Below are 22,844 nucleotides of genomic sequence, written 5' to 3'. Positions count from 1 at the left end.
CGCCCGAGGTGCCGCGTCGGCCCCGGCCGCTGTCTCTCATTGGAGGAGGCTCATGCTCGCCCCGAATCCCGCATTCGCCGCAACCCCCGCTCCCGCTGTTCCGGGCGATCGCAACGACCGGGCAGCCGCCGACGAGGCCCGCAACGCGCACGCGATCGCCCTGCTGTCGGCCGCCCGTCGGGCGGACCCGGCTGGGCGGCGGCGCCTGCACCAGCGCGTCGTCGTCGAGTACCTCGACCTCGCACGATCGATCGCCCGCCGGTACCGGGTGCGGCAGCAGGATGCGGCCGACGTGCTGCAGGTCGCGTGCATCGGGCTCGCGAAAGCCGTCGAGCGCTTCGACCCCGACCTGGGCGACGACCTCGTATCGTTCGCGGTGCCCACGATCTCGGGCGAGATCAAGCAGTATCTGCGGGATACGTCGTGGTTCGTGCGACCGCCGCGTCGGCTCCAGGAACTCGCGATCGAGGTGCCGGCGGTGCGCGAGATGCTCGAGCAGGAGCTCGGCCGTGCACCGCGCATCGCCGAGCTCGCCGCGGTGCTCCGCCGCCCGCTCGCGCTGGTGGCGGAGGCCGTGCAGTGCCACTCGGCGCGCAACGCGATCTCGCTCCACACGCCCATCCCGGGGGCGTCGGAGGAGCTCACGCTCGGGGATTCCCTCCCCTACCGGGAGGCGGAGTTCACTCGGACCGAGCTGGCGCTCACGCTCGAACGGGCGACGCGCACCCTCAGCGAGGAGGAGCGGCGCATCGTGCGCCTGCGCTTCGAGGAGCAGTTGACGCAGACGGAGATCGCGCGCGAGTGCGGCGTCAGCCAGATGCAGGTGTCTCGCCTGCTCGCGAGCATTCTGCAGCGGCTGCGGGCCGCCCTGAGCGCCGAGCCGGCTCGCGCGTAGCCGCCCCCGCCCCGCGCGTTCACCCGAGATCTGCGACGGCCCGCTTCACCGCGGTCGCGCGACCTCGGCGGGCGCCCGCATCACTGCACGAGCCGCCGCGAGCACCTCCTCCGCCGTGACCGCGAGCAGCGCCGGGTCGGGGTCGGCGGCGAACGCCTCGCCGCGCCGCACCGAGGCATCCGTGAGCACCGCGTGCGGGCCGGGCGGCGGCCCCCACTCCTCGGGCGGCGCCGGACCGAAGATGACGACCGACGGCACACCGTACGCCGAGGCGAGGTGGCCGGCCCCGGTGTCGGCGGTGACGACGAGCTGCGCCCGGGCGATCACCGCGGCGAACTCGGCGAGGCCGATCCTCCCCGCGAGCACGTCCTCCTCGGGCAGGCCCGCAGCCGACGCGACCGCGGCAGCCCGCGGCTCGTCGCGCTCGTCGCCGGTCACCACCACCCGGCGCCCCTCGTCCCGCAGCGCGCGCGCCACCTCGGCGAACCGCTCGACGGGCCACTGGCGCGACCCGTAGAACGCCCCCACGTGCACGACCACCGCGCCCGTCACGGGCGGCACGGCCTCGGGCACCGCGATCCGCACCTCGTCAGGGTCGCCCTCGGCGCCGAAGGCCGACACCAGCCGCACCCACCGCTCGCGCTCGAGCATGCCGTCGATCCACTCGGGGCCCGGCTCGACGACAGCGCCCGGCGCGGGCTCGGGGTCGTCGGGGAGCCGGTGCGCGAACCGGCGGCGCGGTTCGAGCGCTGCGATGACGTCGCGGCTCTCGGGGCCGTTGCCGTGCAGGTTCACGGCGATGTCGACGCTGCCCGGTTCGAGCGGCAGCGGGTCGTCGAGCCCCGGAGTGGGCAGGAGCTCGTCGACGGCGTCGACGAGCCGCACGATCGGGGAGAGCCACCCCGGCGCGGCGAGCACGATGCGGTGGTCGGGGTAGGCGCGGCGCAGCGCGCGCAGCGCCGGCACCGCGACCAGCAGATCCCCCAGCTTCAGCGTGCGCAGCGCGAGCAGCACGGGACGGTGCCGTCGGGTCATAGGTCGGTTCCCCTCTCATGCGCCCCGCCGCGAGCACTCGTCGTCCGAGCGGAGCATCACCCTCTGGACTACCGCAGGAGCGAGAGGGGCGCAAGGGGTCGGGCAGTCCGTTTACTTCTCCTGCTTCGGGGCACGGGAGAGGTATGACTGAACCCTCCCCGCCCGTGCACGCCGTGCTGTTCGATCGCGATGACACCCTCATCGTCGACGTGCCGTACAACGGCGACCCCGATGCGGTCGAGCCGATGCCCGGCGCACGCGCGGCCGTCGATCGCGTGCGGGCGGCGGGCATCCCCGTCGGGGTGATCAGCAACCAGTCGGGCATCGCCCGCGGGCTGCTCACGCACGAGCAGGTGCGCCGCGTGAACGAGCGCGTCGAGCAGCTGCTCGGCCCGTTCGACGTGTGGCGGTTCTGCCCGCACGCGCCGCGCGACGGCTGCGAATGCCGCAAGCCCCGACCGGGCATGATCCTCTCGGCGGCCGGCGAACTCGCGGTGGCACCGGCGAACGTGGTGATGATCGGCGACATCGGCGCCGACGTCGATGCCGCCGAGGCCGCGGGCGCGCGGGGGATCCTCGTGCCGACGCGGCTCACGCTGGCCCAGGAGCGCGCCGACGCGACCACGGTGGCGGCCACGATCGCCGAGGCGGTCGCGATCGCGCTCGGCGACGACGTGCTCGGCGACGACACGGACGGCGACCGATGAGCGGCCCCGTGCTCGTGGCGCGGCTCGACAGCATGGGCGACGTGCTCGTCTCCGGGCCCGCCGTCCGCGCCGTCGCGCGGCAGGCGGAGGTCGTCATGCTCTGCGGCCCGCTCGGGGTGGGCGGGGCGGCGCTGCTGCCCGGCATCAGCGACACCATCGTGTGGGAGGCGCCGTGGATCTCGGAGCCGTGGCGCGAGGTCACCCGCGAGCACACCGAGCAGCTCATCGACCGGGTGCGCGAGTCGGGCGCGCGGGAGGCCGTGATCCTCACCTCCTTCCACCAGTCGCCCCTCCCCCTCGCGCTGCTGCTGCGACTGGCCGGGGTCGAGCGCATCACCGGCGCGTCGGTCGACCATCCCGGATCGCTCCTCGACGTTCGGCTGCGGCCCGGCGAGGATCTGAGCGAGGATCTCCCCGAGCCCGAGCGCGCGCTGGCGATCGCCGAGGCGGCCGGCTTCCCCGGAGGCGACGACGGGCGCCTCGCCGTCGTGCCGACGCCCGATACGAGCCGCCTCACCGGGAACGGCCCCTACGTGGCGCTGCACGCGGGGGCCGCCGTGCCCGCGCGGCGCTGGCCGGTGCAGCACTTCGCGCGCCTGGCGCGGCTGCTGACCGACGCCGGGCGCACGGTGGTGCTCACGGGGAGCCGCGGCGAGGCGGAGCTGACCGCGCGCATCCGCGACGAGGCTCCGGAGGCCGTCGACCTCGCCGGGCGGTGCTCGACGCTCGAACTCGCCGGGGTGCTCGCGGGCGCCGACGTGCTCGTCTCGGGCAACAGCGGGCCCGCGCATCTCGCCGCGGCGGTCGGCACACCTGTCGTGAGCCTGTTCTCGCCCGTGGTGCCCGCCGTGAAGTGGGCGCCCTACGGCGTACCCGTGCGGCTGCTCGGCGACCAGAGCGCGCCGTGCGCGGGGTCTCGGGCGCGCGAGTGCCCCATCGCCGGGCATCCGTGCCTCGCGGGGGTCGCCCCCGAGACGGTGCTCGCCGCCGTCGACGATCTCGCGGCGCCGGAGCAGGCGAACGCCCATCATGCACAGCCCGCGAGTGCGGCACTGCCGCCGCGGGCCGGAGAGGAAGGACGACGATGAAGATTCTGGTGTGGTACCTGCACGGGGGATGGATGCAGGCCTTCTTGAGCGGATCGCACGAGTACCTCGTGCCCGCCGAGGCCGGCCGCGACATGCCCCCGCTGCCCGCGCACGCGCGGCGCGTGGAGCCCGGCGAGCTCGCGGAGGCGGAGGTCGACCTCGTGGTGCTGCAGCGCACGGAGGAGCTCGCCTGGGCGGAATCGCTGCTGGGGCGGCGACTCGGCCGCGACGTCGCGACCGTGTTCGTGGAGCACAACACGCCCAAGCAGTCGCCCGTGTCGGAGCAGCACTTCCTCGCCGAGCGCACCGACATCCCCATCGTGCACGTCACCCACTTCAACCGTCTCATCTGGGACTGCGGAGCGGCGCCGACGATCGTCATCGAGCACGGCATCCCCGACCCGGGTCAGCAGTACACGGGAGAGCTCGAGGCGCTCGGCGTCGTCATCAACGAACCGGTGCGGCGCGGGCGGGTCACGGGCACCGACCTGCTCCCGGCGTTCGCGAGCGCGGGACGGCTCGACTGCTTCGGCATCGCCGCCGACCGCCTGCCCGCGGCGCTCGGACTCGGGGAGGATCGCCTGCAGGTGGTCGGCGACCTGCCGACGGCGCACCTCCACGCCGAACTGGCGCGCCGCCGGGCCTACGTGCACCCGATGCGCTGGACGTCGCTCGGCCTGTCGCTGCTCGAGGCGATGTTCCTCGGGATGCCGGTGCTCGTGCTCGACGCGACGGAGGCGAGCCGGGCCGTGCCGCCGGAGGCGGGCGCCCTGTCGGCGGACCCCGCCGAGCTCGTCGCCACCGCCGACATCCTGCTCCGAGACCCCGACGAGGCGCGGCGCCGCGGCGCCGTGGCGCGGGAGGCGGCTGCGGCGCGCTACGGCCTCCCGCGCTTCCTCGACGACTGGGACGCGGTGCTCGCGGATGCGCACGAGGCGCACGCGCATCGGGCGCGATCCCGCACCCGGGCGCCGCAGCTGACGACGGAAGGAGTCGCATCATGAAGATCGCCATGGTCTCCGAGCACGCCAACCCCCTGGCGACGCCGGGAAGCGTCGACGCGGGCGGGCAGAACGTGCACGTCGCCGCCCTCTCCCGCGCGCTGGCCGAGCGCGGCCACCGCGTCACCGTGTACACGCGGCGCGACGACCCGTCGACGCGCACCCGGGTGACGCTCTGCCCGGGGGTCGAGGTGGTGCACCTCACCGCGGGCCCGGAGCAGCACGTGCCGAAGGACGAACTGCTGCCGCACCTGCCCGCGCTCGCCGAGGGGCTGGCCGCCGCCTGGCGGTTCGACCGGCCCGACGTCGTGCACAGCCACTTCTGGATGTCGGGCATCGCCGCACTCGACGCCGCGGAAGCGCGGGGCACCGGCCACCCGCCGGTGCTCCACACCTTCCACGCGCTCGGATCGGTCAAGCGGCGGTTCCAGGGCGCGGCCGACACGAGCCCGCCCGAGCGCGAGCGGCTCGAGCCCCTGGTCGGGCAGCGCGTCGACACCGTCATCGCGACGTGCCCCGACGAGGTCGAGGAGCTGCACGCGCTCGGCATCCCCGCCGAGCGCATCGACATCGCGCCGTGCGGCGTCGACCTCGAGATGTTCGAGCACGCCGATCGGCCGCCGCGCCGGGCAGGGGCGTTCCGAGTGCTGAGCCTCGGCCGCCTCGTGCCGCGCAAGGGCGTCGACATCGCGATCCGGGCCCTCGGCGTGCTCCGCGAGCAGGGGATCGCCGATGTGGAGCTGCACATCGTCGGCACCGGCGACGCACCGACGGGCGCGGTCGGCCCGGACGCCGAGACCCGGCGCCTCGCAGACCTGGCGGAATCGCTCGGCGTGGCCGATCAGGTGCGGTTCCTCGGCCGCGTGCCCCGCGACGACGTCCCCGCGCTGATCCGGGCCGCAGATGCCGTCGTGTGCACCCCCTGGTACGAGCCCTTCGGCATCGTGCCGCTCGAGAGCATGGCGTGCGGCACGCCCGTCGTCGCCGCGAACGTGGGCGGCCTGGGCGACACCGTCGTGCACGAGGGCACCGGGCTGCTCGTGCCGCCCCAGGACCCGGAGGCCGTCGCGGAGGCCTTCGCCCGCCTGCGCGCCGATCCCGCATTCGCCGCAGCGCTCGGAGCCGCGGGCCGCACCCGCGTCGAGCATCGCTACAGCTGGGAGCGCGTGGCGGCGCGCACCGAGCTCATCTACGCGCGCACCCTGCGCGAGCGAGCGCAGCACCACTCGCAGCAGATCACCACACGCATCGACAGCGCCACGGGCGCCCACCTCGCGGAGGCCGCACTATGACCACCCCCACCCTCACCCCGACCATCGCGGCGGAGGCGCCGACGTCCACCCTCGTATCGAGTCACTTCGACGCGCTCGCCCGCGCACTCGACCACGCGCGACGGCATGCCGACCACCTCGAAACGTGGGGTCGCGAGCTCGCGACCCGGCTGAAGGCCGGGCGCCGCCTGCTGGTCGCCGGCAACGGAGGATCGGCCGCCGAGGCGCAGCACCTCACCGCCGAGCTCGTCGGGCGCTACCGCGAGGATCGCGCCGCCTACTCGGCGATCTCCCTGCACGCCGAGTCGTCGAGCGTCACCGCGATCGGCAACGACTACGGCTTCGACCAGGTGTTCGCCCGCCAGGTGCGCGCGCACGCCCGGGCGGGCGACATCGTGCTGCTGCTCTCGACCAGCGGGGGCAGCCCGAATCTCCTCGAGGCGGCGCGCGCCGCCGAGGAGTCCGGGGCGACGAGCTGGGCGCTCACCGGGCCGGGGCCGAACCCGCTCGCGCGCCTCTGCGACGACGCGATCTGCCTGGACGGGGCGTCTCCGCATGTGCAGGAGTGCCAGCTCGCGGCGATCCACGCCGTGTGCGAAGTGTTCGACGCGTGCGTCGGAAAGGAGCCGCAGTCATGAATATCGTCGTCGTCGGCGACACCCTCCTCGATGAAGACATCGACGGGGTGGCCGAGCGCTTCCAGCCCGATGCCCCCGTGCCGGTCGTGGACGTGCAGTCCCGGCAGTCGCGCGCCGGCGGGGCGGGGCTCGTGGCCCGCATGCTGCTGCACGACGGGCACGAGGTGACCCTCGTGACGGCGCTCTCGGCGGATGCGCCGGGCGAGCGGCTGCGCGAGCACCTCGACGGCATCCGCGTCGTCGCCGGCGCGCTGCCCGCCCCCACGCCCGTGAAGACCCGGCTCCGGGCGGGCGGGCAGCCGGTCGCCCGCATCGACGACGGATGCGGCGACCCCGTGCTGCCCCACATCACGCGCGACATGATCACCGCGATCTCGGAGGCCGACGCGATCATCGTCTCCGATTACGGCCGGGCGCTCACCGCCCACCCCGAGATCCGCGTCGCCCTGCACCGACGCGGGGCGCGGGTGCCGCTCGTCTGGGATCCGCATCCCCGGGGTGCCGACCCGGTGCCGTCGGCGCGCCTCGTCACGCCGAACCTCTCGGAGGCGGCGAAGGCCGCCGGCACCGCGCCCGATCCGGCCTCCGCGACCGAGGCCGCGGGGCGTCTGCGCGAACGGTGGGGCTGCATCGCGATCTCCGTCACCCTCGGCTCGCAGGGCGCCCTGCTGCTCGACGCCGATCACGCGCCGGCGCTCATCCCGGCGCGCCCCGTCGAAGCGGCGGACGCGTGCGGCGCGGGCGACCGCTACGCCGCGTCGGCCCTGATCGCGCTCGCGGAGGGCGAGCCCCTTCCCGAGGCGGTGCGCCGCGGCGTCGACGCCGCGGGAGGGTTCCTCGCCGCCGGGGGCGTCGCAGCGCTCGGCACCACGCGTCTGCCGCGCGCCGATGCGGCGGGAGCCGACGCGTTCGCGGTGGCGGAGCAGGCCCGCAGCGCCGGCGGCACCGTCGTCGCGACGGGGGGCTGCTTCGACCTGCTGCACGCGGGTCACGTGCGCACGCTCGCCGCCGCGCGCGAGCTCGGCGACTGCCTCATCGTGTGCCTCAACTCCGACGACTCGGTGCGCCGCTTGAAGGGCGCCGAGCGGCCGCTCATCACGGAGCGCGACCGCGTCGAGCTGCTGACGGCGCTCTCCTGCGTCGACGCGGTCGTGGTCTTCGAGGAGGACGGGCCGCAGGCCGTGCTCGACCGGTTGCGACCCGACATCTGGGTGAAGGGCGGCGACTACAGCGCGCAATCGCTCCCGGAGGCCGCGCTCGTCGAGTCGTGGGGCGGGCGGGTGCTCACCCTCCCCTACCACCTCGGCCGGTCGACGACAGCGCTCGCCGACGCCATCGCGCGCGTCGGCTGACGCCTCCGCCCCGCCCGGCAGGCACGCGCACGCGACGCTCGCCGGGCCCCCGAAGACCCGCTGCGCGGACCCCGCCGCAGCTTCGCGAATCCCCCTGAGAAAGGACCCTCGATGACCCTCTCGACCACTCCCACCCCGCTCGGCCGCGTCCTCATCACCGGCGGCAGCTCCGGCCTCGGCGCCGCCGTGGCCCACGCCGTGCTCGAGGCCGGGGGCACCCCCGCGATCGTCGACCTCGACGTCAGCGCGTGGCACGATCGCGCCGTCGCCCAGGAGGCCGATGTCTCCGACCGCGCGCAGGTGGAGCGCGCCGTGGCGGCCGTCGCGGAGGAGCTCGGCGGCATCGACGCGGTCGTCACCGCGGCGGGCATCGACCGCTGCGGCCGTCTCGAAGACGTCGCCGCCGACGAGTGGGAGCGAGTGATCGGCGTGAACCTGCTCGGCACCGTGTCGACCGTGCGCGCCGCGCTGCCCCACCTCGAGCGGGTGCACGGGCGCGTGGTGACGATCGCCTCCTCGCTGGCGCTGCGCGCCCTCCCCGAGGCCACCGCGTACTGCGCCTCGAAGTTCGGCGTGCTCGGGTTCTCCCGCGCACTGGCCGCGGAGACGTCGGGGCGCCTCGGCGTGACGACCCTCATTCCCGCAGGCATGCAGACGTCGTTCTTCGACGACCGTCCCCAGCAGTACCGCCCGGCGGCCGACGCGCAGCTCAACGATCCCGCGAACGTCGCCCGCGCCGTGCTCTTCGCCCTGCAGCAGCCGCCCCGCTCCGAGGTGCGCGAACTCGTCATCGCCCCCGAGGACGAGCCGTCGTGGCCCTGATCGACCGGCTCGAGGCTCCCGCCCGCGCGTCAGCGCGCGGGGGCCTCGAGCAGTGCTCGCGCATCCGCGAGCACCGCTTCGGCGTCGACATCGGTGACGAACGAGAGATCGTGCTCGCACCTCGGTGCCGTCCACCCCACCTGCGTGCTGTTCCGCCCGCACACCGGGCAGTGGGTGGTCCACGAGAGCTGCGCGCGGTGCCGCCCGCGGCCCAGGGGCCCGGCGTTGAGCAGGTTGCCGCACCAGAAGACGGACGCGGTGGCGGTGCCCACCGCCTGCGCGAGATGACGCGGACCGCTGTCGTTCGCGATGCAGAGGTCGGCGGCGGCGAGCAGACCGGGCAGCTCGGCGAACGGCAGCTCGCCGGCGAGGTTGAGCGGCTCGACCGCTGCGCCCGCGGCGACGGCACCGGCCGCGAAGGCGTCGGCGAGGGCGCGCTCGGAGTCGTCGCCGATCACCGCGACCCGCGCCCCGGCCCGGGTCAGCTCGGCGGCGACGGCCGCGAATCGCTCGACGGGCCAGCGCCTGCGCGGGTCAGTGGCTCCGGGATGGACCACGACGGTGCGCGGGGCCGCGCCGAGCCGCTCGCGGCCCCGCGCGCGCTCGTCGGCGGTCACGAGCAGACGGGGCTCCAGATCGACGGGCGGCGCACCGACCAGACCCGCGACCTCGAGCCAGCGCATCACCTCGTGCTGGAAGTAGACGTACGGCAGCGAGCGGTCGAGCGCGAGAGCGTCGTCCGTGCGCGTGCCGATCGTGCAGCGCGCCCCGAGCGCCGCGGCGAAGGGGTTCGAGAAGCGTCCGCCGCCGTGCATCTGCGCGACCAGGTCGTACCCCTCCGCTCGCTGCTCCGCGAGGAAGCGCTCCACCGCAGCCGGATCGCTCTCGGCTCCGCGCGGTTCGTGCACTCCGGGCGCGACGGGCAGCTCCACGATGCGATGCGGGGCTCCGGTTCGCCCGTCGAGCAGCCGCGCGGCGGGCGCTCCGAGGAGCGTCACCTCGGCGTCGGGGTAGGCCGCGGCGAGCGCCGTGATGGCGGGCAGCGCGAACAGCAGATCGCCGATGCCGCCGCCCCGCAGCACCGCGATCTTGCGCACGTCGGCGAGCCGCTCGCCGGGAGGTGCCACCATCGGCCGCCGCTCAGCCGGTTCCGCCGCCTCGGCGGATGGGATCGTCTCGGGGGCGGGTCGCGGGTCGTGCGGCATCGGTTCCTCCAGTGCGTCAGTGCGTGTGCGGCGTTCGGCGCGCAGTGCGCCTCCTCTTCTTCTGCCCGCTTCCGGTCGATCTCAAACGGACCGGTCGTCACTCTCCCCGAAAGGCGGTCATCATGACTCCGCTCGACAGCATCGCCCGCATTCGCGCGCAGCAGCCCCGCATCGCGGTGCTCGGCGACTTCCTGCTCGATCGATGGTGGCACGGCACGGTCGATCGCGTGGCGCGCGAGGCGCCGGCGCCCGTGGTGGAGCTCGCGGGCGCCTCCGATCTGCCGGGGGGCGCGGCGAACACCGCCCGCAATCTCTCCGCGCTCGGCGCCCGCGTGCGCGCCTTCGGCGCGATCGGGGCCGATGAGCCGGGCGACCGCCTGCGCGAGCGTCTCACGGAGGCCGACGTCGACGTGCGGGCGCTGCAGCGCGTCGCGGGCGCGCGCACCACGACGAAGGCGCGCGTGTCGGTCGCCGACCAGGTGCTCATCCGGCTCGACGACACCCAGCGCGAGCCGTGGCCCGAGCAGGTGCGGCGGCAGCTGCTCGACGACCTCGCCGAGGCGCTCGCCGAGTGCGACGCCCTCGTGATCTGCGACTACGGCGCGGCCCTCCTCGACGACGCGATGATCTCGGCGCTCGCGGCGCTCCCCCGCGCCGCCCTGCTCGTGGTCGATGCGCACGACCCGGCCCGGTGGGCGGCCCTCCGCCCCGACGTGATCACGCCCAACGCGGGCGAGACGGAGCGGCTGCTCGGCGAGCGCCTCGGCTCGGGAGAGGACCGGGTTGCGGCCGCGGCGGCGGCCGGCGACGCGCTCCGGCGGCGCAGCGGCGCGGAGGCGGTCGTGGTCACGCTCGACCGCACCGGCACGGTGCTGCTGACCGATGACGCCCCGCCGCATCGCACGCGGGCGCACGCGGCTCCCGAGCAGCAGGCGTCGGGGGCGGGCGATGTATTCGTCTCGGCGCTGTCGGTGGCCCGGGCCGCGGGGTGCGAGCTTCCGCGGGCCGTCGAGCTCGCGCAGCTCGCGGCCGATATCGCGGTGGAGCGCACGGGCACGTGCCGCTGCTCACTGGACGAGCTGGAGCTGCGGTCGTCGGCCGCCCCCGACCCCCAGATCTCGGTGGCGGAGCTGGCGGAGCGCCTCGACGTGCACCGGCGCGCGGGCGACCGCATCGTGTTCACGAACGGCTGCTTCGACGTGCTGCACCGGGGGCACACGGCATCGCTGAAGCAGGCCCGCAGACTGGGCGACGTGCTCGTCGTGGCGCTGAACAGCGACGACTCCGCCCGACGGCTGAAGGGCCCGGGGCGTCCCGTGAACGGGGTGCGCGACCGGGCGAACGTGCTGGCGGAGCTGTCGTGCGTCGACTACGTCACCGTCTTCGACGACGACACCGCGTGCGCGACGATCCGTGAGCTGCGGCCCGACGTGTACGCGAAGGGCGGCGACTACACGCCGGAGATGCTGGAGGAGGCGGCGGAGGTGCGACGCGCGGGCGGCGAGGTGGTGATCCTCGACTACGTGCCCGATCACTCCACCACCGAGCTCATCGACCGCCTGCGCACCACCGCTGAGGCATGACGGCGGCGCGATGACGGCTGCGGCGCAGCGGCCGCGACCTGTACCCGGATCGGGGCCCTCCCGATCCGGGCTCGTAAGGAAAGGAGATCCCATGTCAGAACCGCAGAACCCCATCGAGGTGCAGCGATACCTCGGCGGGGTCGACTACCCCGCCGACCGCTCGGCGCTGGTCGACGCGGCTCGCGATTCGGGGGCGCCGAACGACGTGGTGTCGGCGCTCGAAGCGCTGGCCGACACGTCGTACGACTCCCCCACTGCGGTCAGCGAGGCGCTCGCACGCTGAGGCCGGGCCGCCGGGTTCCGCGCTCAGCGCGGGGCTCGGCGGGCCAGCAGCGCGAGCAGGCACTGCTCGTCGACGCTCAGGTGCTCGCCGGGGCGCATCTTCTTCCGCGCCTTGCGCAACCGCTCCCGCGCCGCCCGGTCCTCCGCGAGCGCGAGCACCCGCGGGTCGATGTACGACGACTTCGTCACGGCGGGCGTGTTGCCGAGCCGCTCCGCCGCCGAGCGGATCGCCTCCCGCGTCGCGGCGGCCGCCCGCTTCTGCGTGCGGAACGCGTCCTCGTCGTGCTCGAGCAGTGAGGAGAGCGCCATGCGGCTGCCTCCCCACGTACGGAAGTCCTTGGCGGTGAACTCCTCGCCCATCACGCGTTTGACGTACGCGTTCACGTGCTTGCTGCGCACCTGCCGAGACACTCCCGTGTCCTCGAAGAAGCGGAACACCTCGTCTCCGGGCAGCTCTTCGAGCCGCGCGATCAGTCGGGCGATGCGCGGGTCCGCGACTCGGCGCGCATGCCGCTTCCCGCTCTTGCCCACGAAGTCGAAGCGCACGGAGCTCCCGGTCGCCTCGATGTGCTCCTCGCGGAGCGTCGTGACGCCGTAGCTGCCGTGCTTGGCCGCGTACTCCTCGTTGCCGACGCGGAAGAACTCGAGGTCGATGAGCCGGATCACGCAGGCCACCACGCGCTCTCTGCCGAGGCGCTTGCGACGCAGATCCCGGTCGACGCGGGCGCGGAGCTTGGGGAGCGCGGCGCCGAACCGGCCCAGCCGCGCGAACTTCTCGCGCTCCCGCCGCTGGCGGAAGCGGGGGTGGTAGATCATCTGCGTGCGGCCGGCCGCGTCGATCCCCCGCGCGAGCACCTTCGCCGAGGGGCCTCGCGCGATGCGCACGTCGGTCCAGGCCGGCGGGATCGCGAGCGCCTCGATCCGCGCGATCTCCTTGGCCGCCGTCAGCCGGCGCCCGTCGCGCCGGTAGACGAAGCCGTCGCCGTCGAGCTCGCGCGTGATCGGGCCGCCGCGGCGGCGGCCCGACCCGCTCATCGGGCCCCCTGCACCCCGGCAGCGCGGTAGAGCTCCAGCAGACCGGCGACGCCGTTCTCGCGGAAGCTCGCGAGCTGGCGCTGCGCCGGCCCGCCGTGCGTGCGCAGGTCGCCGAGGTAGCGCTCCACGCGTTCGGCGTCGCCGAAGCTCTCCAGCGATGGCTCGGCGTACGCGAACATGTCATTCAGCATGGCGGCGGCCGGCTGGGCCGTTCCCTGCACGGGGTCGATGAGCGACGTCGAGAGCCCGTCGCGCGCCGCCATCCAGATCGCCCCGTTCACGAGCCCCGGCGTGGCGCGCTGCTCCTCGACGCCGCGCTCGACGTCGGCGAGCACGCGGTCGACGAGGCCCCGCACGAGCAGCGCGAACGACACGGCCGACTCGGGGTCGAGCTGGGCGTCGGCGATGCGCAGCTCGATCGTCGGGAACCGCTCGGAGAGGCGCGCGACCCAGGTCACGATGCCCGGATCGATGAGCACTCCCGTCTCCACCAGACGGGTCACCGTCTGCTCGTACTCGTCGCCCGAGGAGAACTCCGGCGGATACCCGGCCAGGGGCCACGACATGCTCTTGATGTGGCGCCAGCTCGCGAGCCCGGTCTCCTCGCCGCACCAGATCGGCGAGTTCGCCGTGATCGCGAGCAGTGCGGGCGCCCAGCGCGCGAGACCGCGCAGGGCCGTGACGCCGGCGTCTCGCGAGGGCACGGAGACGTGCACGTGCGTGCCGGTGACGTACTGGTGCGCCGCCGCCGCGCGCAGCTCGGAGCGGATCTCGCGGTAGCGCGCCTTCGGCGTCACCGATCCCTCCTGCTCGCCGCCGACGGGCGGCAGGCCGGTGCCCGCGAGCACGGCGCCCTCCTCGCGCGCCGCAGCTCCCGCGGTGTCGCGGAAGCTGCGGAGCGCCGCATCGGCTTCGGCCGCCTCGGTGCACACGGGCGACGCCGTCTCCAGCTGGCTGGAGAAGAACTCCCGGTCGGCCTCGCGGCGGAGCTCGGGGCGGCGCGCGACGATCTGCGCCGCCCGGTCGATGGGCGCGCCGCTCTCGGCGTCGAGCAGCAGGTACTCCTCCTCGACGCCGAAGCTGCGCGCATCGGTCTCGGTGCGACTCACGCTCAGAGTGCCTCTCCCGGCTCGCGATCGTCGCCGCCGTCCGCAGCGGCCTCCGGATCGATGTCGGTCTCCTCCGCGCGTCGCGCCGGGGAGGACGAGACGTCCTCGCCGAGCTCCTCGAGCGCTTCGCGCGGGTCGTCGGTCGTCGTCTCGATCGACTGCTCGTCGTCGGCGCTCACGAGCGGCGCGTCTTCATCGCGGTGATCGGTGACCGTCAGGTCCTCGTCGCCATCGATCTCGTCGGTCGGCTCCCACAGTTCGGCCATAGCCGTCCCCTTTCTTCGGTGCTTCGGTGCTGCTGCGGCGTGCTCAGACGGCGGTGCCGTCGTTCGGCCGGTCGACCGCTCCGCGCCACGCCCCCGACTCGAAGCCGTTGGATTCGAGCAGGCGCGCGAACTCCTTGAGATCCTTCGCCACCTGCGCGTCGTCGAGCTGCAGCAGGGCGCCGGCGTGCTCGACGAACCCCTCGGGCTCCCAGTCGAGCTGGAGGCGCACGCGGGTCTTGTTCTCGTCGAGGCGGTGGAACGTCACGACCCCCGCGTGGGACGGGCCGGAGACGCTGTTCCAGGCGACGCGCTCGTCGGGCACCTGCTCGGTGATCTTCGCGAGGAAGTCGCGCTCGACGCCGCCCACGGTGACCCGCCAGTTGAGCGTCGTCTCGTCGACCTGCTTCACCTCTTCGACGCCGCCCATGAAGGCCGGGAAGTCCTCGAACTGCGTCCACTGGTTGTAGACGGTGCGGACGGGAAGGTCGATATCGATGTCGCTGCTGACAGTGTGCATCTCGGGTCACTCCTAATCGTCGTTTCGGAGAATCGATCCTGGGAGATCATCGATTCGCTCACGAGCGTATTGCCCCGCTCCACGGACTGTCTGCGGGGTTGATTTCGCAGCCGTCGATCGGTAATCGCGGGGCGTGCGGTGCTCGAGCGGGCGCGCCGACGGCGCTTCCCCGCACGGCCGACGGGCCGGGGCGGGGGAGCGCCGTCGCAGCCCGTCGGCTCAGTCGGAGCCGATGACGATGCCCGTGCGCAGCTCCACGAGGCGCGCGAGCACCGCCGCCGCGGCGGCGGGATCCGGGATGCGCTCGGCGGCAGCCGTCTCGCCCTCCCCCACCTTGATCCCGAGGTCGTCGGGCCCGAGCACCGCGAACGCGTCCTCATCGGTGACGTCGTCGCCGAGGAAGAGCACGGGGCCGGCGGGCAGCGCGTCGCGGATGCTCTGGAGCACCGTCCCCTTGTCGGAGGCCCGCACCGAGAACTCGCGCACCTGCTTGCCCTCCCGCACGTGCAGCCCCTCGGCGACGCCGAACTCGACGGCGGCCGCCAGCAGCTCGCGGCCGTACTCGGGATCCGCCACCTCCCGCGTGTGCACCGCCACGCCGAAGGGCTTGCGCTCGAGGCGCACCCCGGGCTCCGAGCCGAGCACCCGCTCGAATCGTCGCGTGAGGCGGTCCAGCCGCTCCGATTCCTCGTCCGTCGGCGCTCCGCCGATGCCCCCGGTGATGCCCGAGACGTCGAAGCCGGTGAGCTCCGACCCGTGCGATCCCGACACGATCCAGCCCTCGCCGCCCGTGCCGGTGTCGGCGAGCCCGCCGAGCGAGCGGCCCGTCAGCAGCGCGACGCGCACCCCCGGAGCGGCGCTCAGCATCTCGAGCGCCTGCCGCGCCCGCGGCAGCATGCGCGCATCCTGCGGCCGGGGCACGATCGGCGCGATGGTGCCGTCGAAGTCGGTGGCGACGAGCAGCGACGACGCCGTGGCGATGCGCCGCAGCCGGTCGCCCACGCTGCGCGGCACGAACGCCTGGGGCACGAGCGACACGGGGCCCGTCGCACCCTCCGGCGTGCCGCTGGCCTGCGCCGCCGCCCGCGTCTCCGAGATCGAGGTCATCGAGCCGAGGAAGCCCGACGCCCAGTGCTCCACGTCGTTGTCGTGCACGGCGCGCCGCAGCCCCTGCATGCGGCGGCGCTGCTCCTCCTGCGGCATGTGGGTCGCGCGCAGGAAGGCTGCTTTCAGCCCCTCGATGTCGTGCGGGTTCACGAGCAGCGCATCCTTCAGCTCGTCGGCGGCGCCCGCGAACTCGCTCAGCACGAGCACGCCCTGCTCGTCCTCGCGGCACGCGACGTACTCCTTCGCCACCAGGTTCATGCCGTCGCGCAGCGGCGTGACGAGCAGCACGTCGGCGGCGAGGTACAGGGCGACCATCTCCTCCCGGGAGTACCCGCGGTGCAGGTACACGAGCGGCGAGTGGCCGATGGTGCCGTGCTCGCCGTTCAGGCGCCCGACGGTGAGCTCGACCTCGTTGCGCAGCTGGCGGTACGCGTCCACCTGCTCGCGGCTCGGGCTCGCGACCTGCACCAGCACGATGTCAGAGGCATCGATCTCGTCGTCGGCGAGCAGCTCGTCGAACGCCTTCAGGCGGTGACGGATGCCCTTGGTGTAATCGAGGCGGTCGACGCCGAGCATCACCGTCTTCGGGTCGCCGAGCTCGGCGCGGATCTCGCGGGCGCGCTGCTGCGTCTCGGTGCGGCGCGCCACCTCGGCGAACGCCGCCGCGTCGATCGAGATGGGGAACTCCTGCGCCAGCACGGTGCGGCCGGGGGCGTCGGCCGTCGCGGGCAGCACCATCGTGTTGCCGAGCGCCTGCGTGTGCGTGTACCGCTCGGCGATGGTGCGGAAGCTGATCGCGTCGGGAACGCGCTGGAAGCCGATCACGTCGGCGCCGAGCAGCCCCTGGATGATGCTGCGGCGCCAGGGCAGCTGCTCGAACAGGCCGCGCGGGGGGAACGGGATGTGCAGGAAGAACCCGATCGTGAGGTCGGGGCGGAGCTCGCGCAGCATCGCCGGCACCAGCTGCAGCTGGTAGTCGTGGATCCACGCGACCGCGCCCTGCGCGGCCGTCTCGGCGACGCGCTCGGCGAACCGGCGATTGACCTTCACGTATCGGTCCCACCAGTGCCGGTGGTACTCGGGCGAGGCGATGACGTCGTGGTACAGCGGCCACAGCGTTCCGTTCGAGAACCCCTCGTAGAAGCGCTCCACGTCGTCGCGCGACAGATCGACCGGCTCGAGCCGCATGCGCCCGATCTCGAAGGGCTCGATGTGCTCGTCGGCGCTCCCGGCCCACCCGACCCACACGCAGCCGAGCTGCTCGACGATCGGCTCGACCGCGGTGACGAGGCCGCCCGGCGACGTGCGCCACGACGTCGTCCCGTCGGCCGCGACCACCCGGTCCACGGGCAGTCTGTTCGACACCATCACGAGCTCGCGCCCTCCGGTCAGATCCTGCATTCCGGTCATCGCACCTCCCAGCGGCTTCCCTGGCAGTCTACTCAGCGCCCGCGAGCCGCCGCTGCCCCTTGACGAGCGCCGCGCCACCCAGCAATCTCCGGGTTGGTGTGGCAAGCTGCGGGTGACTGCGAACCGACGAAGGGCAGCCAGCATGTCGACGACCGAACTCTCGCACGACCCGGTTCCCACCGCCCGCCCCCGCTCCGTGCTGCCGAGCGAGCTGGCGCAGCGCATCGGCGACGCGCTCGCGCGGGTCATCCAGGGGCAGCGCGAGGTCATCGAGACGGTGATCACCACGGTGTTCGCGGGCGGGCACCTGCTGCTCGAGGATGTGCCGGGGGTCGGCAAGACCACCCTGGCCGCGGCGCTCGCGCGCTCCATCAGCGCGGATGCGCGGCGGATCCAGTTCACCTCCGACATGCTGCCGACCGATGTGACCGGGCTCTCGGTGTACGACCAGGAGAGCCGCCGGTTCCAGTTCCATCCCGGCCCGATCTTCGCGAACATCGTGATCGGCGACGAGGTGAACCGGGCCACGCCGAAGACGCAGTCGGCACTGCTCGAGGCCATGGAGGAGCGGTCGGTCACCGTCGACGGGAGCACGCACCGGCTCCCCGAGCTGTTCGTCGTCGTGGCGACCCAGAACCCGCAGGACATGGAGGGCACGTTCGCCCTCCCCGAGGCCCAGCGCGATCGGTTCATGACGCGCATCTCCCTCGGGTACCCCGACGCCGCTTCCGAGCTGCGCATGCTGCTCGCGACCTCTGATCGGGATCCCCGAGACGCCGCCCCCGCCGTCGCCTCCGTCGAGGAGGTGCGCGCCGCGCAGCGCGCCGCCGCCGCGGTGCACCTCTCCGCCGAGGTCGGCGGGTACATCGTCGATCTCGTCGGCGCGACGCGCTCGCACCCCGGGGTCGCCCTCGGGGCGAGCCCGCGCGCGTCGGTGCACGTGAGCCGCATGAGCCGCGCGCGGGCGGCGGTGCACGGCCGCGACTTCGTCTCCCCCGACGATGTCGCGTCGCTCGCCGCGACGGTGCTCTCGCATCGGCTCGTGCCGCAGGGCCGCTTCGCCCGCGCCGACGAGTCGGCGCGCGCGGCGACCGAGATCGTCGAGGAGATCGTCGCGCGAACGCCGCTGCGGTGATGCGGGCGACGAACGGGGCCTGCGAGGGGCGCGGCGCTGCGGGGTGGTCGATCGCGCTGACGCCGCGGGGCTGGGCGTGCGCGCTCGGCGCGCTCGTGCTGGGCGTCGGCTGGTACGCCATCGGGCTGCGCGACGTCTGGTATGTCGCGTGGCTGCTCGGCGCGCTCGTCGCGGTGTCGCTCGTCGGCGCGGCGGTCGCTGGCGGCCTCGCGCGGTTCGAGGTGCGGGTGCGGCCCGACGAGCCCGCTCCCCCGGCCGGCACGACCGTGCAGTGCACGGCCAACGTGGTGCACCGACTCCCCTGGGCCGCCCGCGGGCGGGTGCGCTGGGTCGCCGGCGGGCGAAGCGCGACCCTTCCGCTCGTATTCGCGGGAGGGTCGCCCGTGGTCGCCGAGTGCGCGTGGCCGGCGGCGGCGCGCGGGCCGCTCGAGATCGAGGTCGCCGCGGTCGGCGTCGTGGATCCGCTCGGGCTCGTCCGGTACGAGTCGCACGTGCGCGCGGCGGCGTCCGTGCTCGTGCTGCCGCGCCCGCTGCCCGGCGCGGCGGCGCTGCTCGACGCCGGGGCCTCCGAGCAGCTCGGCGAGGGCGGCGGCGTGGCCGCCTCGGGCGTCGGCGACGGGGTGGTCGGCGGCGGCGCGCTGCGCGAGTACCGCAGAGGCGACGCGTCTCGCCAGATCAATTGGAAGCAGAGCGCGCGGCAGGGCTCGTGGCTGGTGAACCTCCCCGAGCCGACGACGCGCACCGAGCGCGCGCTGCGGCTCGACTGCACCGCCGCAGCATACGGGTCGGCGGCCGAGTTCGAGGCCGCCGTATCGGCTGCGACCGCGATCGTCGAGGAGTGGACGCTCTCCGGTCACCTCGTCACGATGCAGCTGCCGCCGCAGCCGCCGGTCGCGAGCGACGCCGCCGATCCGCTGCTGCGCGCCCTCGCCCGCGCGCAGCTCGTCGTCGATCCGGCGAGCCCCCGAAGGGGCGGGAGGCGCCCGGCACCCGAGGCGACGCCGGCTCCCGCCCCCGTCGATGCTCCGCTGCCCGCGGTCGTCGTCACGGGAGCGGCGGGCTCCCGTCTGCGCAGAGCCCTGGCGGCCTCCCCCGGCGGCGGGGTGCTCCTCGCCGTCGGCGCCGCGTCCGACGCGGCCCTCCCCGCCGGCTGGCGGTCGATCCATCTGCCCGTCCCGCCGTCGGCCGGCCCGGAGACGACGCCGTGACCGCGGCGCCCGACGCGACGGAGCGTCTGCCCGCGGCCCGCCTCTGCGCCGCGGGAGGCCTCCTCCTGCTGCTGTGGGTCATCGCCCTCGGGTCGCTGACCCGCGTCTTCGCGTGGGGCGCGTGGTGGCCATCGGCGGTCGCCCTCGTCGGCGTCACCATCGCGACCGCGTGCGCCCTCCGTGCGCGCTCTCCGCGGCGCGGGCTCCGCGCCGGGCTCGGCGGGTTCACCGCCGGCCTCGGGGCGTGGGCGCTGCTCCTGCTGCTGAACGGGCGCGCCGGCGACTGGTGGAGCGATCCCGCCGGCGTCTTCGAGCAGGCGCAGCTGCGCATCATCGGCGGCTCCGCACCGCTCACCGTCGCCGGGCCGCTCTCCGACCTGCTGCTCGCCGTCGTACTGCTGGTCGCCGCCGCCACGTCGCTGCTGCTCGTCGCCGCCGACCTGCCGCTCTTCGCCGGAGGCCTCGTCGCCCTCGTGCTGCTCGTGCCGGCGGCCGTCACCGGGGTCTCTGCCGGCGCGCCCGCCTGGCTCGGAGCCCTGCTGGCCCTCGCGCTCCTCGCCTGGGCGGGCTCGCGCACGCCGCGCTGGTACGGAGCACTCGCGGGCGCCGTCGCCGCCGCACTCGCGGCGGGGGCGATGGCCGTCACCCCCGCGACGCAGGATCGCATCTGGAACGACTCGCTCTTCCCGTCGCCCGTGTCGCGCACCGTGCCCGACGTCACGCTGGCACTCGCCGAAGATCTTCGGGAGCGCAGCAGCGCGCCGGCCTTCAGCTTCACGAGCTCGGCTCCCGGCCCGCTGCGGTTCACGCTCGCGACGCTCGCCGACTTCGAGGGCGGGCAGTGGCAGCCGCAGCAGGAGCTCGCGGCCGACGGCTCCGACGTCACCCGAGCCCGATCGGCGGCGTCCCTGCCCCCGTCGGCGTCGGAGGCCGCACCCCCGGCGCCCGCGCGCACCGTCACCGTCACCGTCGACGGATTGCTGAGCTCCTGGCTGCCGCTGCCGCAGTCGACTACGCACGTGCTCCCGACGGGCGCCGACGAGCCCTTCCAGGCCGAGCGGTGGATCTGGTCGGCCGAGGCGAACACCGCGCAGACCGAGCGAGACATCACCCGGCGGGGGTACCAATACACCGCCGAGGCGGCGCCGCTCGACGCCGGCCAGCTGCCCGCCGACGGGCTCGCCTCCCTGCCGCAGCGGGCGACGGAGCTCATCGCGGACCCCGATCCCGAATCGCCGCTCGCGGCGTACCTCGCACTCCCCGAGGGGCTGCCCGAGTCGATCTCCTCGGCGGCCGTCGAAGCCGCCGAGGGGCGCACGAGCAGGATCGCCGTGGGCCGAGCGCTCCAGGAGTGGTTCCGCAGCGGAGCGTTCGACTACGACGAAGCCGCGCCGTACCAGCCGGGGGCCGACCCCGACGATCCGTACGCGGTGATGACCGAGTTCCTCGACACGCGGCGCGGGTTCTGCGTGCACTACGCGGCGACCTTCGCGGTGATGGCGCGCGATCTCGGCGTGCCGACCCGGGTCGCCGTCGGCTACGCGACGCGCGCCGAACGCGACGAGCGCACCGTCGTGCTGGGCCGCGAGCTGCACGCCTGGCCCGAGATCTACGTCGACGACGTCGGGTGGGTCGCGTTCGAGCCGACGCCGGGCGGCGCCGGGCTGGAGGCCGACGGCGATCGCCCGCCGCGTGCGGAGACGAGCGAAACGCCCGAAGCCGCCGAGGCGCCCGAGAGCGAGCCCGCCGACCCGACGCGGCCGAGCGAGACGCCCGTCGACGATCCCGCCACCGGCCCGGCGGCCGGCGCGGATGCCGCGACCGCCGATGACACCGCTCCCTCGGGCGCCGCGCTCACCGTCTCTGCGCTCGCGCTCGTCGCCCTGCTGCTCCTGACTGCGAGCGCGCCCGCCGCGCGGCGCCTCCTGCGTCGCCGCCGTCGCCTGCGGGCGGTCGTGCAGGGATCGGCGCCCGCAGCAGCCGCGTGGAGCGAGCTGCGGGACACGGCGACCGACCTCGGCATCGACGCGCGCGCCGGGGTCTCGAGCGCTCCGCGCGCGCAGACCGCGGAAGCGCTGCTCGAGCACTGGCGCGGCACGGGCGCGCTCCCCGAGGCGGCCGCCGCCGACGCGCGTGCGCTCGCGGAGGCGATGACGGCGGAGCGCTACGGCTCGAGCCGTGCGGCCCTCGAGGCCGGCGCCGACCGCGCGCGCCGCTCCGATCTCGCGCGACTGCTGGCCGACTGCACGGCGGCGCTGCAGCAGGCGGCGGGGCCCGCCCGACGCCGGCGCGCGCGCTGGTGGCCGCGATCGGCGATGCGTCGGCGCGGAGGCGGAGGCGGCGGGAGTCGCGGGGGTCGCGGCGAGAGCGGCGGGGGCGCGTGAATGCGCGCTGCGGCGCGCGATCCTGCGCCGCTACGGCGTGCAGGCGACGCAGCGCTCCCGGAAGGGCCGCACGTCGAGCTGCCCGGCGGGGATCGGCTGCCCGCACGCGACGCACACCCCGTAGGCGCCCGCATCGAGGCGGCGCACCGCATCGGCGGCCTGCCGCGCATCGTCGCGCGCCGACTCCAGCAGCCCGGCGAGCAGCGACCACCGCGCCGAGAGCGGCTCCCCGTCGGGGTCGTGCTCGTCGTCGTCCACCGAGCTGCGGCGCGCGCTCGTGAGGGCCGCGATGTCGCGCTCCAGCTTCGTCACGCGCGCCGCGATCCGCTCCTGCTCCGCGAGCAGCAGCCCGCGTGCGCGGGGGTCGTCGTGCTCCACCCGTGCTCCCTTCGTCAGTGCATTCCTCCTACGATCGCACGAGTCGCGCGATCGCCTCGGATGCCTCTGTCAATTTGTGCTCGGCCGTCTCTCCACCGGTGTGCACGGCGTCGACCACGCAGTGCCGCAGATGATCTTCGAGGAGCCCGAGCGCGACGTTCTCCAGCGCCTTGGTGACGGCGGAGATCTGGGTGAGGATGTCGATGCAGTACCGCTCGTCCGCGACCATGCGGTCGATGCCCCGCACCTGCCCTTCGAGGCGGCGCAGACGGTTGCGGTACTTCGTCTTGTCGCTGATGTAGCCGTGCCGGTGCGCTGCGGTCTCCGGGTCGGTCGTCGGGTGGGTCATCGGGTCGGTCTCCGGGTCGGTCGTCGGTTCGGCCGCTTCCGGGGTCGCCTCGGGGCCGGCCCCGGTC

The 22,844-nt window shown here is 74.6% G+C and carries 22 protein-coding genes; 13 read left to right on the top strand and 9 right to left on the bottom strand.

Annotated elements, in window-relative coordinates:
* Positions 1-52 precede the first annotated feature (52 nt).
* Positions 53-895 (top strand): sigma-70 family RNA polymerase sigma factor, encoded by an 843-nt coding sequence (locus tag BLT44_RS07925; protein WP_010157668.1) that lies wholly within the window; start codon positions 53-55, stop codon positions 893-895.
* 45 nt (positions 896-940) lie between these two features.
* Here BLT44_RS07925 and BLT44_RS07920 read toward each other — a convergent pair whose 3' ends face one another.
* Positions 941-1,930, bottom strand: coding sequence for a glycosyltransferase family 9 protein (locus BLT44_RS07920; RefSeq protein ID WP_010157669.1), 990 nt, complete (start codon positions 1,928-1,930; stop codon positions 941-943).
* A 143-nt stretch (positions 1,931-2,073) separates the two neighbouring features.
* Between BLT44_RS07920 and BLT44_RS07915 the strand changes: the two genes are divergently transcribed.
* The 7 genes from BLT44_RS07915 to BLT44_RS07885 all read left to right on the top strand — a co-directional run bounded on the left by BLT44_RS07915 (position 2,074) and on the right by BLT44_RS07885 (position 8,809).
* Positions 2,074-2,637 carry a D-glycero-alpha-D-manno-heptose-1,7-bisphosphate 7-phosphatase gene (locus BLT44_RS07915; protein WP_040504997.1) on the top strand — a complete coding sequence of 188 codons (564 nt, stop codon included), beginning with the start codon at positions 2,074-2,076 and terminating at the stop codon, positions 2,635-2,637.
* The gene (locus BLT44_RS07910; protein ID WP_040504998.1) at positions 2,634-3,725 is read left to right on the top strand and encodes a glycosyltransferase family 9 protein; all 1,092 of its coding nucleotides are present in this window, start codon (positions 2,634-2,636) and stop codon (positions 3,723-3,725) included. The genes BLT44_RS07915 and BLT44_RS07910 overlap by 4 nt, the downstream gene beginning before the upstream one ends.
* Positions 3,722-4,729, top strand: a complete 1,008-nt coding sequence (locus tag BLT44_RS07905; RefSeq protein WP_010157672.1) for a glycosyltransferase — start codon at positions 3,722-3,724, stop codon at positions 4,727-4,729. Before BLT44_RS07910 ends, BLT44_RS07905 begins: the two co-directional genes overlap by 4 nt.
* A complete protein-coding gene (locus tag BLT44_RS07900) occupies positions 4,726-6,018 on the top strand; it encodes a glycosyltransferase (RefSeq protein WP_010157674.1) in 1,293 nt (430 codons plus the stop codon). Before BLT44_RS07905 ends, BLT44_RS07900 begins: the two co-directional genes overlap by 4 nt.
* Positions 6,015-6,635, top strand: coding sequence for a D-sedoheptulose-7-phosphate isomerase (locus tag BLT44_RS07895; protein ID WP_010157675.1), 621 nt, complete (start codon positions 6,015-6,017; stop codon positions 6,633-6,635). Before BLT44_RS07900 ends, BLT44_RS07895 begins: the two co-directional genes overlap by 4 nt.
* Positions 6,632-7,987, top strand: a complete 1,356-nt coding sequence (gene rfaE2, locus BLT44_RS07890; protein WP_074690114.1) for a D-glycero-beta-D-manno-heptose 1-phosphate adenylyltransferase — start codon at positions 6,632-6,634, stop codon at positions 7,985-7,987. Before BLT44_RS07895 ends, rfaE2 (BLT44_RS07890) begins: the two co-directional genes overlap by 4 nt.
* Before the next feature lie 111 nt (positions 7,988-8,098).
* Positions 8,099-8,809, top strand: a complete 711-nt coding sequence (locus BLT44_RS07885) for an SDR family oxidoreductase (RefSeq protein ID WP_010157678.1) — start codon at positions 8,099-8,101, stop codon at positions 8,807-8,809.
* A gap of 29 nt (positions 8,810-8,838) precedes the next feature.
* On the opposite strand, the gene BLT44_RS07880 is transcribed toward BLT44_RS07885, so the two are convergent.
* Entirely contained in the window at positions 8,839-10,014 is a 1,176-nt protein-coding gene (locus BLT44_RS07880; protein ID WP_010157679.1) for a glycosyltransferase family 9 protein, read from the bottom strand.
* A 122-nt stretch (positions 10,015-10,136) separates the two neighbouring features.
* Between BLT44_RS07880 and rfaE2 (BLT44_RS07875) the strand changes: the two genes are divergently transcribed.
* The gene (gene rfaE2 / locus BLT44_RS07875) at positions 10,137-11,597 is read left to right on the top strand and encodes a D-glycero-beta-D-manno-heptose 1-phosphate adenylyltransferase (protein WP_074690112.1); all 1,461 of its coding nucleotides are present in this window, start codon (positions 10,137-10,139) and stop codon (positions 11,595-11,597) included.
* Positions 11,598-11,688: 91 nt separating this feature from the next.
* Positions 11,689-11,880, top strand: a complete 192-nt coding sequence (locus tag BLT44_RS07870; protein WP_010157682.1) for a DUF2795 domain-containing protein — start codon at positions 11,689-11,691, stop codon at positions 11,878-11,880.
* Positions 11,881-11,903: 23 nt separating this feature from the next.
* Here BLT44_RS07870 and BLT44_RS07865 read toward each other — a convergent pair whose 3' ends face one another.
* From BLT44_RS07865 to BLT44_RS07845, 5 genes are all read right to left on the bottom strand, one after another.
* On the bottom strand, positions 11,904-12,914 hold the full coding sequence (locus BLT44_RS07865; protein WP_010157683.1) for a DNA topoisomerase IB: 1,011 nt from the start codon (positions 12,912-12,914) through the stop codon (positions 11,904-11,906).
* Entirely contained in the window at positions 12,911-14,023 is a 1,113-nt protein-coding gene (locus BLT44_RS07860) for a carboxylate-amine ligase (RefSeq protein ID WP_010157684.1), read from the bottom strand. Before BLT44_RS07860 ends, BLT44_RS07865 begins: the two co-directional genes overlap by 4 nt.
* A 2-nt stretch (positions 14,024-14,025) precedes the next feature.
* Complete coding sequence (locus tag BLT44_RS07855; RefSeq protein ID WP_010157685.1) at positions 14,026-14,289, bottom strand: hypothetical protein; 264 nt, start codon at positions 14,287-14,289, stop codon at positions 14,026-14,028.
* Positions 14,290-14,332: 43 nt separating this feature from the next.
* The gene (locus tag BLT44_RS07850; RefSeq protein WP_010157686.1) at positions 14,333-14,806 is read right to left on the bottom strand and encodes an SRPBCC family protein; all 474 of its coding nucleotides are present in this window, start codon (positions 14,804-14,806) and stop codon (positions 14,333-14,335) included.
* A gap of 219 nt (positions 14,807-15,025) precedes the next feature.
* The gene (locus tag BLT44_RS07845) at positions 15,026-17,323 is read right to left on the bottom strand and encodes a bifunctional alpha,alpha-trehalose-phosphate synthase (UDP-forming)/trehalose-phosphatase (RefSeq protein ID WP_010157687.1); all 2,298 of its coding nucleotides are present in this window, start codon (positions 17,321-17,323) and stop codon (positions 15,026-15,028) included.
* A 142-nt stretch (positions 17,324-17,465) separates the two neighbouring features.
* Here BLT44_RS07845 and BLT44_RS07840 point away from each other — a divergent pair, with 142 nt between their 5' ends.
* The 3 genes from BLT44_RS07840 to BLT44_RS07830 are packed head-to-tail and all read left to right on the top strand — an operon-like array spanning position 17,466 to position 22,050.
* Positions 17,466-18,458: an AAA family ATPase gene (locus BLT44_RS07840; protein WP_010157689.1), complete on the top strand. Its 993-nt coding sequence runs from the start codon at positions 17,466-17,468 to the stop codon at positions 18,456-18,458.
* Positions 18,458-19,666 carry a DUF58 domain-containing protein gene (locus BLT44_RS07835; RefSeq protein ID WP_074690110.1) on the top strand — a complete coding sequence of 403 codons (1,209 nt, stop codon included), beginning with the start codon at positions 18,458-18,460 and terminating at the stop codon, positions 19,664-19,666. The genes BLT44_RS07840 and BLT44_RS07835 overlap by 1 nt, the downstream gene beginning before the upstream one ends.
* Complete coding sequence (locus tag BLT44_RS07830; protein ID WP_074690108.1) at positions 19,663-22,050, top strand: transglutaminase domain-containing protein; 2,388 nt, start codon at positions 19,663-19,665, stop codon at positions 22,048-22,050. The genes BLT44_RS07835 and BLT44_RS07830 overlap by 4 nt, the downstream gene beginning before the upstream one ends.
* 30 nt (positions 22,051-22,080) lie before the next feature.
* Here BLT44_RS07830 and BLT44_RS07825 read toward each other — a convergent pair whose 3' ends face one another.
* Positions 22,081-22,428: a TraR/DksA family transcriptional regulator gene (locus tag BLT44_RS07825; RefSeq protein ID WP_010157690.1), complete on the bottom strand. Its 348-nt coding sequence runs from the start codon at positions 22,426-22,428 to the stop codon at positions 22,081-22,083.
* Positions 22,429-22,456: 28 nt separating this feature from the next.
* Positions 22,457-22,777, bottom strand: coding sequence for a metal-sensitive transcriptional regulator (locus BLT44_RS07820; protein WP_029608385.1), 321 nt, complete (start codon positions 22,775-22,777; stop codon positions 22,457-22,459).
* Positions 22,778-22,844 lie beyond the last annotated feature (67 nt).

Source organism: Leucobacter chromiiresistens (assembly GCF_900102345.1).
Classification (GTDB): Bacteria; Actinomycetota; Actinomycetes; order Actinomycetales; family Microbacteriaceae; genus Leucobacter; species Leucobacter chromiiresistens.
This window is presented reverse-complemented; position numbering and strand designations above follow the sequence as displayed.